11 protein-coding genes are annotated in these 12,676 nt (G+C 64.9%); 10 read left to right on the forward strand and 1 reads right to left on the reverse strand.

Translation table 11 applies throughout. From position 1 onward, the window contains the following. Positions 1-97: 97 nt before the first annotated feature. On the forward strand, positions 98-742 hold the full coding sequence (locus BLT68_RS00870) for a TetR/AcrR family transcriptional regulator (protein WP_050694602.1): 645 nt from the start codon (positions 98-100) through the stop codon (positions 740-742). 203 nt (positions 743-945) lie between these two features. On the opposite strand, the gene rpmB is transcribed toward BLT68_RS00870, so the two are convergent. Next, positions 946-1,137 (reverse strand): 50S ribosomal protein L28, encoded by a 192-nt coding sequence (rpmB, locus tag BLT68_RS00875; protein WP_003792657.1) that lies wholly within the window; start codon positions 1,135-1,137, stop codon positions 946-948. Between the two features lie 202 nt (positions 1,138-1,339). Between rpmB and BLT68_RS00880 the strand changes: the two genes are divergently transcribed. The 9 genes from BLT68_RS00880 to BLT68_RS00920 all read left to right on the forward strand — a co-directional run bounded on the left by BLT68_RS00880 (position 1,340) and on the right by BLT68_RS00920 (position 12,671). After that, a complete protein-coding gene (locus tag BLT68_RS00880; protein ID WP_074632472.1) occupies positions 1,340-2,953 on the forward strand; it encodes a DAK2 domain-containing protein in 1,614 nt (537 codons plus the stop codon). Next, positions 2,941-5,088 (forward strand): ATP-dependent DNA helicase RecG, encoded by a 2,148-nt coding sequence (locus tag BLT68_RS00885; protein WP_131800057.1) that lies wholly within the window; start codon positions 2,941-2,943, stop codon positions 5,086-5,088. Before BLT68_RS00880 ends, BLT68_RS00885 begins: the two co-directional genes overlap by 13 nt. A gap of 23 nt (positions 5,089-5,111) precedes the next feature. Further along, positions 5,112-5,750 (forward strand): 16S rRNA (guanine(966)-N(2))-methyltransferase RsmD, encoded by a 639-nt coding sequence (rsmD, locus tag BLT68_RS00890; protein ID WP_074632473.1) that lies wholly within the window; start codon positions 5,112-5,114, stop codon positions 5,748-5,750. Continuing rightward, positions 5,747-6,217 carry a pantetheine-phosphate adenylyltransferase gene (gene coaD, locus BLT68_RS00895; protein ID WP_074632475.1) on the forward strand — a complete coding sequence of 157 codons (471 nt, stop codon included), beginning with the start codon at positions 5,747-5,749 and terminating at the stop codon, positions 6,215-6,217. Before rsmD ends, coaD begins: the two co-directional genes overlap by 4 nt. A 30-nt stretch (positions 6,218-6,247) precedes the next feature. Then, positions 6,248-6,958 carry a hypothetical protein gene (locus BLT68_RS00900; protein WP_074632476.1) on the forward strand — a complete coding sequence of 237 codons (711 nt, stop codon included), beginning with the start codon at positions 6,248-6,250 and terminating at the stop codon, positions 6,956-6,958. Then, positions 6,951-7,502 (forward strand): YceD family protein, encoded by a 552-nt coding sequence (locus BLT68_RS00905; protein WP_074632478.1) that lies wholly within the window; start codon positions 6,951-6,953, stop codon positions 7,500-7,502. The genes BLT68_RS00900 and BLT68_RS00905 overlap by 8 nt, the downstream gene beginning before the upstream one ends. After that, entirely contained in the window at positions 7,502-8,227 is a 726-nt protein-coding gene (gene rnc, locus BLT68_RS00910; RefSeq protein ID WP_050694608.1) for a ribonuclease III, read from the forward strand. The genes BLT68_RS00905 and rnc overlap by 1 nt, the downstream gene beginning before the upstream one ends. 76 nt (positions 8,228-8,303) lie before the next feature. Then, positions 8,304-8,918 carry a response regulator gene (locus BLT68_RS00915; RefSeq protein ID WP_050695738.1) on the forward strand — a complete coding sequence of 205 codons (615 nt, stop codon included), beginning with the start codon at positions 8,304-8,306 and terminating at the stop codon, positions 8,916-8,918. Between the two features lie 255 nt (positions 8,919-9,173). Continuing rightward, a complete protein-coding gene (locus tag BLT68_RS00920) occupies positions 9,174-12,671 on the forward strand; it encodes an alpha-L-fucosidase (protein ID WP_074632479.1) in 3,498 nt (1,165 codons plus the stop codon). Positions 12,672-12,676: the final 5 nt, after the last annotated feature.

Here is a 12,676-nt window from a genome sequence, read left to right on the forward strand (position 1 = left end):
GATGCCCCTGAACGGGACGTGACCGGTGGCGACCTGGACCGGGAACGCTATTATGAATTGTTGTTAAATCCAGCACAGTGAAAGTGGAACAGCCCGCATGAGCAGCGACGCACAGGCAGTACGCACGCGCAGGCCCGGCCGTCCAAAGGCGGGAAGCGAGGACAAGAAGGCACGGATCCTGGCGGAGGCGCTGACCCTCTTCTCGACTCGAGGCTACGTCGCAACGTCGCTGGCGGATATTGCGAGGGCTTCAGACATCTCCAAAGCGGGGCTGCTGCACCACTATTCCTCGAAGGACCAGCTGTTGGCGGCGGTCTTGGACGAGCGCGACCGACGCACCGTGAGCCGTCTTCCGGGGGGTGAGCAAGGGGCGGCGGCAGCCCTTGATGCGTGGGCGGACATGGTCGCCCACAATCAGGGCAACCCCGACGGCGTTGCCCTCTACACGGCCATGTCTGCGGCCGTTATCGACGCGGAACACCATGCTCACCCGTGGTTTAGCCAGCACCTGCTGTCTGCGATCAACTACCTGGTTGACGCATTCGAGTGCGGCAAGCGGAGCGGTGAGGTGCGCGAGGACGCGCCGAGCGAGCAGATCGCTCGCAAGCTCGTTGCGCTATCCGATGGCTTACAGGTGCAGTGGCTTTGTTCGCGTGCGGACGGTGGACGTGAACTGGATATGCACGAGGTGACCGCAGGTGTCGTTGCGGACGTAAAGGAACGCTGGCTCATTCGACAGTGAGTGAGGCAAGGGCGAACCGTTCCTCGTTCGCTCATCGTTTTCCCGCGCCAACAGGCCCACTGCCCGCGCACGCCGAACGCGTCACGCCCGATCACGGCGCGCTTTGCTTATTACCTCGCCGTCTCACGTCCTGCGAGCAATGCGTAAAATCCTGGTGGGGCGAACCTTTTGGTTCGCCCCACCAGGGTTAGGTCAGTGACGACTCAGATCGCGCGCGCGACCTTGTCGGACTTGAGGCACTTGGTGCACACGTTCAGGCGCTTGGGCGTCCCATTGACCAGGGCGCGAACGCGCTGGATGTTCGGATTCCACCGGCGGTTGGTGCGAACGTGCGAGTGCGACACGCTCTTGCCGAAGCCGGGTCCCTTACCGCACACGTCACAAACGGCAGCCACGATGTTCTCCTCGGTATATCTTCCAGTTCAATCTTGGTTCCCGCGGTCGCGGAGAACGCATCCTCCGGCGCTTGAACCGAAGGCAACCATGACAGAATAGCGGAAGAAGCACGCTTTCAACAAGTCACAGCCGACACGGGCCGTGTCAGGTCGCACACAGCGCGCCTCGCAGGGACAATTGAGGGCGAGCGAAAGGGGAGACATGGAACCGAACGCATCGGTGATGATCGAGGCGTGTCGCGCCGGGGCTGAGGAGGCAGCCAGGCTGGCTCCTTTCCTTGACGACCTGGATGGGTGGGACGGAGCGGACTGCGATACCGGCACGAACGCGGCGGCGACGATGGCGGCGCTGGCGTCGGCCTTGGAGTCACTGGATCCGCGTGCACACCTGCGCGACGCCCTTGAGGCCGCCGTCGAGACGATTATTCATCGGGGAGTCGGGCACAGCGGTGTCGCACTGGGCGCGCTTTTTGAGGCGTGGTGTCATGCGCTTGGGGACGTTTCCCAGGTGACCGCTGTGACCCTGCGTAGCATGCTTGCCGCCTCGCTGGCCCCGGCTAACTCATCGATCGACTGGTCGGATGCGCTCACGGAAATGCTGGGTGGCGGCGCCCGTGAACTCACGGACTTGGGCCAGACACTGCCCGAGGTCGAGGACGTATTCTCCCTCTTTTCAGCTCAGGCTCAGATCGGCCTCGTGGAAGCGACCAGCGAGGCGACGGGGCGCATCGATCCGGGGGGCGCTTTCATCGCGCTGGTCCTGGCGTGCATCGATGCTTCGATGCGATGCGACGCGGGTATCCTCCAGTCGTTTACTGCGATGCTCGCGGATCTGGCGAAACGGCACTCGCGTGCCCCGGAGGCGGCGTCGCCTCCACCGGGACGCGACTTTACGGTGGACATCATTGTTGAGGGCACCCGGGAGGATTTGCGCCTCCTGCTGGGCCGCCTGAGCGGACTGAGTGCGCGCCTGTCGTACGTGGGTCGCGTTGATCTCTTTGGAATGGGACGGTGGCGTCTTCACGTGGAAACGTCCGCACCCCTCGCGGCCCACCCGACCTCGGGCCAGGTCATTCGTTTTCAGGTGAGCGACGCGCGCCCCGACGCACAGATTGGTATCGATGAGCTCGCGGACGAAGGCCTGAGCCACCGTGGCGTACGCCTGCTGCAGCGTCGGCCGATGCGCCGGGTCGAGCGCGCGCGCGTTATCGCCTGCACGCGGGCCCCGGGCCTCGTCGAAGACCTCGCCCGCGCGGGCGCGGTGGTCTTCTTGAACCCCAGTGCGAGCGATGCCACGGGCATCGTCTCGGCGGCTGCCTCCCGCACAGGTGTGGCGCTCGTTGCTCCCTGCGACGAGGTCAGCGCCTCCCTGGTGAGGAGTGTTGCCCCGATGCTCCCGTCCCCTGCGCCGGGTGTTCCCGCGGTTCTTTGCGCGCCGAGCAGGAACGACCTGGATGCCTTGGCCGTCGCCCGCGCGTGCGCCCCGCTCTTCGTTCCTCAGCCGGGCGGGACGGGGGCAGCGCCGACGCTGGTGCGCATGCTGCGCGACGGATCCCACGCCGCTCTGTCGATGAGCGCGAGCGCGCCCCTGCCTCGTGACGGCGATCCCGAGGGAATCGCCGAGGCCCTAGCCGATGCCGCGCGAGGGGGCACCGATGCGTGGCGGCTGCTTATCTCGCGCGAGGACGATGGACCTTACACGGTGGCGACCGTGCGCCAGCTGCTCTCCACCCGAGACGCGTCCTCGTCGATTGACCTGGAGACTTGGGATGGTGGGCAGGCCGGACCCAGCCTGGTCGCGGGGTGCACGGCGTGAGCGCGCTTGATGTGCCGCTGTCGCTTCGTCTGCCCAAGAGGACCGCGAATGCCCTCCAAGGTGCCGGCGTCGTCACGGTCGCAGACCTGCTGATGGTAGCGCCGCGCAGGTACTACCACTGGGGTCGGCTCACGCCCCTGTCCTCCCTGCGCGAAGGAGAGGACGTGACCATACTGGCGCAGATCGCCTCCGCTCACCTGGTCGCTAACCGCAGCGGCTCGGGGGTCCGCCTGGAGGTTATGCTCACCGATGGAGTTCAGTTCCTGTCGGCGACTTTCTTTGCGAAGAACCACTATAAGCTCGCTCCCATTGAACGAATCCTCACCCCGGGTCAGTCCTTTCTATTCGCCGGCAGGGTCGGGGCATACCGCGGTAAGCTTCAGCTCACGCACCCCTCCTTCGAGGGGGTAGACGGCGAGGACATTGAGCGGATCGCGTCGCGTCCCATCCCAATCTATCCGGTGACGGGAGCCCTCACCTCGTGGGCTTTCGCCCGTGCCGTCGGGATGGTCCTGGATCACCTGGACGACGCGGACGTGCCCGACGTGGTGCCGACGGGGGTGCGCGAGCGCGTGGGTATCTGCGCGCGCGCCGACTCCATTCGCAGGCTGCACCAGCCCGAAACGGACGAGGACCACCGGCAGGCGCGTCGCGCCCTGGCCTTCACGGAGGCTTTCGTTCTCCAGGTGGGGCTGGCCGCGCAGCGCCGGGGTGCGCGCGCGACTGTGGCGGTTGCCTCGCCCTCCTCAACGCCCCTGTTGGAGCGCTTCCGCTCCTGCCTTCCCTTCGAATTGACCGATTCCCAGCGCGAAGCCATCTCGCAGATCGGTGCCGACCTGGCCGGTGAGGTCCCGATGCAGCGTCTTTTGCAGGGGGATGTTGGCGCCGGTAAGACGGTCGTCGCCTTGAATGCTTTTCTGCAGGTGGTTGCGGCTGGGCACCAGGGGGCGTTTGTTGCTCCGACTGAGGTGCTTGCCGAGCAACACGCCGCCTCCCTGCGTGCGCTCCTGGGGCCCCTCGGCGAAGACGCGCCCGACGTGCGCTTGCTCACCGGTTCCACGCCGAGGGCCGCCCGCCGCGAGATTGCCGCGTTGATGGCCTCCGCGGCCCCGCTCATCGTCGTTGGCACGCACGCTCTGTTCCAGGACAGCGTGCGGTTCGCGGACCTCGCCCTGGTCGTTGTTGACGAGCAGCACCGTTTCGGGGTCGAGCAACGCGCTTCGCTGCGCGGTGCGCGTAACGACGACCGGGCGGTTCACGAGCTGGTCATGACGGCCACCCCGATCCCCCGAACGATTGCGATGACCGTGTTTGGGGATCTCGACGACACGCGGATGAGCGGTATGCCGAAGGGGCGTTCGCCCGTCGCCACCTACCTGGCCGATGCGGCCAACGCCGCGTGGGCCGCGCGGGCGTGGAAGCGCGCGGCGGAGGAGATCGCCGAGGGAAGGCGCGTCTACGTCGTGTGTCCCCGCATCGATGCCTCCGACGACGTGGCGGACGCTGAAGAGGACGGTTCGGCCCCCCTCGCTTCTGTCGCCTCTGTCGCGGAATACCTGCGCTCCCATCCGGTCCTGGCCGGAGTGACAATTCACGAGCTCACTGGGCGAACGCCCGCCGCCCTCAAGGCGCGCATCATGGAGGATTTTTCCTCCGGTCGCGCCCCGCTGCTCGTGGCCACGACCGTCATCGAAGTCGGCGTCGACGTCTCGGAGGCGACCCTCATGATCATCCTTGACGCCCAGCAGTTTGGGCTGGCGCAGCTGCACCAGCTGCGCGGGCGCGTCGGGAGAAGTGCTCTGCCCTCCCTCTGTATTGCCATGCACCGCCACCAACTGACTGATGCCGGCAGGGCCAGGCTCCGGGCTTTCGCCGAAACGACCGACGGATTTGAGCTGGCCGAGGCCGACCTGCGCCTGCGCAAAGAGGGCGACGTCTTGGGGGCCGGACAGTCCGGCACGGCGACTCATCTGCGTTTTCTTTCGGTTCGCCGCGACGAATCCCTCATCCGCGCAGCTAAAGACGAGGCGGAGAGGGTGCTTGATGAGGACCCGGCGCTTCGACGCCACCGCGACCTGGGAAGCGCCCTGCGAGCCGCTTCCAATTCCCAGCTTGAGTGGATGCAACGCTCATAGAACACGCTCGGTAGGGTAGAGGCATGACCAGAATCGTCGCGGGCAGCGCCAAGGGCAGAACCCTTGTCGTGCCCAAGTCCGGCACGCGTCCCACTTCCGAGCGCGTGCGAGAAGCCCTCTTCTCGCGCCTGGACCACATGAAGGTCCTTGATGGGGCTGCGGTGCTCGACCTCTACGCCGGCACCGGGGCCCTCGGGCTGGAGGCGCTCTCGCGGGGGAGCTCCCACGCCACGCTCGTCGAACGCGCGGGCGCCGCCGCACGCGTCGCCTCGGCGAACGTTCGTACCACGGGGCTGTGTGCCCGAGTCGTGACCGCTGACGCCCGTGCCTTCCTCGCCGCCCGGAGGGGGGATGAGCTCGCCGGAGAGAACGACCTGGTGTTTGTGGATCCGCCCTACAATATCGCCGAGGGGGATATGACCGCCGTCCTCGCGGCGCTCGGCCCGTGGATCGGACCTGATGCCCTGGTCGTCGTCGAACGCTCCACGCGCGCCCCCGCCCCTTCCTGGCCGTCGTTCTTGGTCCTCGAGGATCAACGGACGTGGGGAGAGACCGTCGCTTACTTTGCGGGTCCGCCCCTGCCCGAGGATGAAGGTGCGGCCAGCGCGGGAGGAGCTACAGAGATGCCGGTCCGGTCAATCAAAGGCGGTGGCAAGCGGTGATCGTTCTCTTCCCCGGGTCCTTCGATCCCTTCACGCTCGGCCATCTGGACGTGGCCGAGCGGGCCGCCGCAGTGGCCGAGCGCCTCATCATCGGAGTCGGGACCAATCCGCTCAAGCGGGGATTCATATCTCCCCGGGCGCGCGTCACGCTGATCGCGGCGGCCACCTCCCACTTGGCAAACGTTGAGGTGGTCCTGCTTCGCGGCGCCACCGTGGACGAGGCTACCCGGCTGGGCGCCGGCCTCATCGTCAAGGGCGTGCGCTCCTTGCTGGATGTGGACTACGAGTTGCCGCAGGCGGCGCTCAACTACGAGGCCGGAGGCGTGGACACATGGTGGATTCCGACCCGCCCCGCGCTCGCACACGTATCCTCGGGGGCCGTGCGCGAGCTTCTCGGTCTCAAAAAGGATGTTTCCCGGTATGTCCCGCCAGCGGTCGAGCGCTATCTGACCGACAATAGAAACTGAATAGTGCCCGGTGGAACGCAGGAGGAGCCCATGGCCGACACGCCCGAAGACACGACTCAGGACGAATGGAACGAGGAAACCGTCTACGGTCCCTCCACCGTGATTGCCGCGCTCGACCAGATCGAAGATCTCGTTGAATCCTCACGAGCGGTCCCCCTCTCCGCGTCGATCATGGTCAATAAGGCCGAGATCCTGGACCTGCTCGATCAGGCGCGCGAGGCCCTTCCCGAGGATCTCGTCGCGGCCGACGCGGTCGTCGCCGACGCCGACGCCGTTTTGGGGCGCGCAGACTCTGCCGCCGAAACCCGCATCGCCGAAGCAAACTCGCGGGCCTCCTCCACCCTGGATCAGGCAAACGAGCGAGCCGCCCAGATCCGCTCCGATGCGGAAGAGGAAGCTGAGCGCACGCGGTCGCGGGCTAATGACGAAGCGACGGCGCTGGTGTCGCAGGCGCGTTCCGACGCCGAGGCCACCATCGCCGACGCGAACGCCCAGGCCGCGCGTATCGTATCCACGGAGAACATCGTGCGCATGGCCGAGGATCGCGCTCGCGATATCGTCTCGGAGGCAAAGCGTTCCGCTGCCTCGCTGCGTGAGGGGGCCGACGACTACGTCGCCTCTTCCCTCGACGAACTGGCGCACCTCATCTCGGATCTGTCGCGGCGCACGGATGCAGGCCGTCGCACCATTGCCGAGCGACGCGGCGTTGACGTCACCAACGTGGATCTGACTGATGAGTGAGCATCCGCTGACCCTCTCCCTGGCGCGCCTACCGCGCGCGCTCGGGTCAACCCTTCACCGGGACATCGTGTGGGTTGCCCCCGATGACCTGGGGACGCCATCGATGTCGGTGGCCACCGGAACGCCTCTGGATGTGGCAGTGGACATGACCAGCGTCAAGGACGGCGTCCTCGTCCAGCTGTCCACCTCCGTTGACCTCGTGGGTGAGTGCGTGCGCTGCCTGGACGAGGTCAGGGAGCACCACGACGTGTCCAGCGGCGAGGTGTATTTCGAGCCCGACGGTCCCGCCTCGAACGACGAGGACGAGGGTCTTTTCGTCATCGGCGAGCGCGACACGGTATCGATCGAAACGCAACTGCGTGACGCTATCGTCCCGCTGGTGGATCCGCGTCCCCTGTGTCGCCCCGACTGTGCGGGGCTGTGCGATGTGTGCGGCGAGAAGTGGGCGGACCTGCCGCGCGACCACGAGCATTGTGTCGTCGATCCGCGCCTGGCTTCCCTGGCGTCTTTGCTGGGAGATTCTCCCGAGCAGGGGCGATCCTGATGGGGCGTTCGAAGCATCTGCCCGTCCCCCCACGCACTGACACGGAAGCGCTGGTTACGGCATGGGGGACGCGTATCGATCCGCCGCTTTTGCATCTCGCCCTGGTGCACCGCAGCTACGCGAATGAAGCCGGGGGGATTGCGAATAACGAGCGCCTGGAGTTCCTGGGTGACTCGGTGCTCTCGATTGTGATCGCGCAGAAGCTTTACGAGCAGTATCCGGACGTCGCCGAGTCCGACCTGTCGCGCATGCGCGCAGCCACTGTGTCGCAGCAACCCCTGGCGGCGGCGGCTCGGCGCATCGACCTGGGTGCCTTCGTCTTCCTGGGCAAGGGTGAGTCCATGCACGGGGGCCGGGATAAGGATTCGATCCTCTCCGACACCTTCGAAGCGTTGATTGGCGCAACATACCTGACCAGCGGGCTTGAGGAGGCACGTCGTGTCATCCTCGCGCGGCTGGGCTTCCTGCTCGTCGACGCGCCCTCGCGGGGGCACCACCAGGATTGGAAGACCCTCCTGGTCGAGTACGCTCAGGCCGAGGGGCTCGGTGAGGTGTCCTATGAGGTGGAGGGTGAAGGCCCGGATCATCAGCGCGTGTTTACCGCGCGTGCCTTCGTGTCCGAGCGCTCCGAGGCTATCGGTTTGGGCCGGGCCTCGTCGAAGAAGCACTCGGAGAATGCAGCCGCGCGGGACGCGATGAATCGCCTGGCTCCGGAGGAGCAATAGTTACGTGAGGGCGTTTGCTCTCCCGACGGTTAGGATTGAACACGTGAGTGAAAATACGTCTGCGCGCACGCGCGTCATGATCGTTGACGATCACGAGATCGTTCGACGCGGTATTGCCGAGATCATTGACCGGGACGACGCCTTGGAGGTCGTCGCCGAGGCCGGTTCCGTCGCGGACGCGGTGCGGCGCGCGGACCTGGTTCGTCCCGACGTGATCTTAGTGGACCTGCAGCTTCCCGACGGGACCGGTATCGACATCATGAATCAGTTGCGCTCCTCCCATCCGCAGATCCTCCCCGTCGTTCTCACCTCCTTCGATGACGACGAGGCATTGGCTGAGTCTCTCGAGGCCGGCGCGCGTGCCTATATCCTTAAGACCGTTCGCGGGGCCGAAATCACCGACGTCATCAAGGCGGTGGCGGACGGTCGCGTGCTGCTGGATGAACGCACGCTGACTCGTCGGCGCGTTGATCACGAGGATCCCACTGCCGACCTGACGCCCTCGGAGCGTAAGGTCTTGGATCTCATCGGGGATGGCCTGTCGAATCGAGAGATCGGCGAGAAGCTTGGGGTTGCGGAGAAAACCGTGAAGAATCACATCACGTCCCTCCTGTCGAAAATGGGGCTTCAGCGGCGCACGCAGGTGGCTGCGTGGGTGGCGGGGCAGCGGGCTGCGGCGTGGCGTAACTGAATCGGTGCTTTATTCCCCTCGGGGAGCGAAAGCTAGGGTGAGCGGGTCGGGGTCTCCGGCCCGCTTATTCGCGCGCGGGGGCGGGGAGCGGTATTTATGCCGCCAGTGTAGTTTTTAACTAAACAGGTGGGTCCCTGATTTTTGAGAAAGCTACTGTCAAACTGGTTTATGAAAAAGTCTAATGAGGTAGCGTTTCTGTGTCCTCACCGATGAGGACGGACATCGCAGTCCACTATCCCCTTGAAAGGACATCCCGTGAACCTCAAGCGAACGCTTGCCGGTCTTACGGCCGCTGCGGCGCTGGTGCTCGCACCCATGAGCGCCCCCGCCTTCGCCGATGAGCCACCCGCGCCCACCGGCGTTCCCGCAGCGGTCCCCCTCAGCAACACTCCCAAAATCGCCAACTGGCAACAGCTCCAATACGGACTGTTCATGCACTTCGGCGTCTACTCCCTCTACGGTGGCAATTACAAGGGCCATCGTCAGCACATGGGTTACCCCGAGCAGATCAAGGCGTGGGAAAAGATCCCCACCGAAGAATACAAAGCCATGGCGAAGGGCCTGGCCTCCAACTTCGATGCCTCCGCCATCTGCAAAACCGCCCGCGACGCCGGCATGAAGTATCTGATGATCACGTCCAAGCATCACGATGGCTTTGCCATGTGGGACACCAAGACGACTGATTACAACATCGTGAAGCTCTCCGACTATGGGAAAGACCCGATGAAGGAGCTGTCCACCGAGTGCAACAAGCTCGGCGTGAAGATGGCCTTCTACTTTTCCATCATCGACTGGACCAAGCACGAGCCCGAGCCTTACGGTAACCAGAACCCCATCACTGAAGAACTCATGACGGGCACCATCAAGCCCCAGATTACCGAGCTCCTCACGAACTATGGTCCCATCCAAGAGTTCTGGTTCGACATGGGAGGCCCGACCGCCGACCAGTCGCAGCGCATGGCTCAGTGGGTCCACGAGCTGCAGCCGGACACGATGGTCAACTCCCGTGTGTGGAACAAAGCCGGTGATTTCGAGGTCGGCGGAGACAACTCCGTGACCACCGATTTCCACATGGCTCCATGGGAATCGATCCGTTCCATCTTCCCCTCATGCTGGGGGTACTGTACCTGGGCCGACCGCAGTGCTTCTAGAAAGGGCACGAAGATTCACGAACTGGTATCCAACCTGGTCGGCACCATCGCCTCGGGCGGCCAGTTTGCTTACAACATCGGGCCCAAGGGAGACGGAACGATTGAGGAGTTCGACACGAGTGTCGTGACCGAGGTCGGCTCCTGGTTAAAGCGCCACCCCGACGCTCTCACGGGCGCCCGCCCCACGTGGTTCCCCGCTCCGGACTGGGGCAAGGTCACGACCAAGGCAAACGCCCTGTACTTCATCCCCGAGGACTGGAAGGACGGCAAGACCCTCACGCTGCCCGGGGTCGGTAGCCGCGTCACCGGCGTGACCGTTGACGGCACGGGCCGCGCCCTGGAGTACAAGCAAGACGGCACCACGCTGACCGTGACGGAATCCGGTGAGGATCCCGAACCCGGCCTGCGTCCCGTCATCAAGGTGACCTTCGATGAGGAGCCCACCTACCTGCCGACGCAGACGGTGACGGCGGTCGACGGTGCGACCATCGCTGCGAACCAGTTCTTTGGGCGCGCCTCAGCCATGCGCTACTCCGGCGCTCAGACTTACGATGCCTACCTGGTCAACAAGGGCGACAAGCCCATCACCGAAATGACCCTGAAGTTCAGCGGCAAGTTCGCGGCCGAGACGGCCTACAAGATCACGCTCGGCACGACCTCAATCGAAGCCAGCGGCGCCCAGATCAACGCGGGAGAAGTCGGGCAGGGCTTCACCCTCGAACCCGGTAAGGTGACGCCCCTGCGCGTTGAGCTGGCTCACCCCGCATATTATGCGGATCCGATCGGTATCGGTGAGCCGAGTGCGACCATCCACGTCTATGGCGAGGGCTCGGACACCCAGCCGCCGGTCATCACCGAAAACCCCGCTTCCGTCTCCGTCACCGAGGGGGAGAACGCCACGTTTACGGTTGCCGCATCAGGCAGGCCCGCGCCCACCATTGCTTGGTACCGCGTTCCCAAGGGCGCTACCGAGGGCACGCTGATCGAGGGGGCCACCGAGGCCTCGTACACGCTCAAGACGACGATTGACGATGACGGCGCGCAGTTCTATGCCGTCGCCACGAATTCCAACGGATCCACGACCTCGGCGCGCGCAACGCTGACCGTGACCAAGGCCAGCAACAACCTGGCCCTCAACAAGGCCGCATCCATGTCGTCCACGGGCTGGGGAGGCGTCGCCTCTCGCGCTGTTGACGGTAACACGGACGGCGTGTGGGACAACGGCTCGCTTGCCCACACGGGCAGGCAGGCAAACCCCTGGTGGGAGGTCGACCTCGGTCAGAACCATTACCTGGGCACCGTGAACGTATGGAACCGTTCCGCCAGCGATGACTGCCAGGGAACGCCGTGCAACCAGCGGCTCCATGACTTCTGGGTTATCGCCTCGAAGGAACGACTCTCTGATACCTTTGACCCCGCCACGGCCGCAGAGGCAGACGGCGTTCACATGATCAAAGTTGAGGGAGTCGGTGGCCGACCCACTGCGGTTGACTTCAAGGGCGCCGACGCGCGCTACATTCGCGTGCTCCAGCCGACGAGCCTCGGTGAGTTTGCCCTCGCAGAGGTGGAAGCATTCGCCGCACAGGGCTCTGATCCGGACCCGGAGGACAAGCCCGTCGCGCCTGAGATCCGGCCTCTGGCCGTGACCGCCAACCCGGCCAAGGACGCGCAGATCAACGGTGACGGCGCATTCCGTACCGTCACCGCCAAGAAGGGAACGCAGGTCACCATCAAGGCGACGGTGAGCGGGAAGCCCGACCCGACCCTGTCCTGGCAGATTAAGCGTAAGGGCAGCGACTCATGGGAGACCTTGGACAAGGAGAAGGGTGCCGAACTCACGTTCGCCGTCGACGACGCGTATAACGGCGCGGTCATCCGTCTGACTGCCCGCAACGAGGCTGGCGCGGCCGAATCTGGTCTGGTGGCCATCGCTGTGGCATCCGATCCGGCACCCGACCCGACACCGGATCCGAAACCCGATCACACGGTCGGCACCTGGATGCACGACGGGATCGGATGGTGGTGGAAGATCACCGGAGGAGGATACGCCAAGAACGAGACCCTGACTCTGGGCGGGAGCGTCTATCGCTTCGATCACCACGGATACATGATTACCGGGTGGGTCTACTGGGAGGGCGCCTGGCGCTACCACAACGACTCGGGTGCTCAGGTGAGCGGTTGGATGGGCCAGGACGGACGTTGGTTCTACCTCAGGCCCGATACGGGCGCGATGGTCACCGGTTGGGAGAAGATCGCTGACAAGTGGTATCTCTTCGCGTCCAACGGCGTGATGGTCACCGGTTGGAATAACGTCAACGGCTCCTGGTACTACCTGGATCCGTCTGGCGCCATGCACACCGGCTGGCTGCAGCTGGGATCCACCTGGTACCTCCTGGAGGATAACGGGGCGATGGTGACGGGCTGGAAGCTGATGGGCGACACCTGGTACTACTTCGACGCTTCCGGCGCGATGGCCACGGGTTGGCTCCAGATCGGTAACCACTGGTACTACTTCGGCGAGGGTGGTGACATGTACACGGGACGCCACCAGATCGGGGGACGCTGGTACAACTTCGCCTCCTCGGGCGAATGGCTGGGGTGATCCCG

The sequence above is a fragment of the Schaalia meyeri genome (assembly GCF_900105015.1).
Classification (GTDB): domain Bacteria; phylum Actinomycetota; class Actinomycetes; order Actinomycetales; family Actinomycetaceae; genus Pauljensenia; species Pauljensenia meyeri.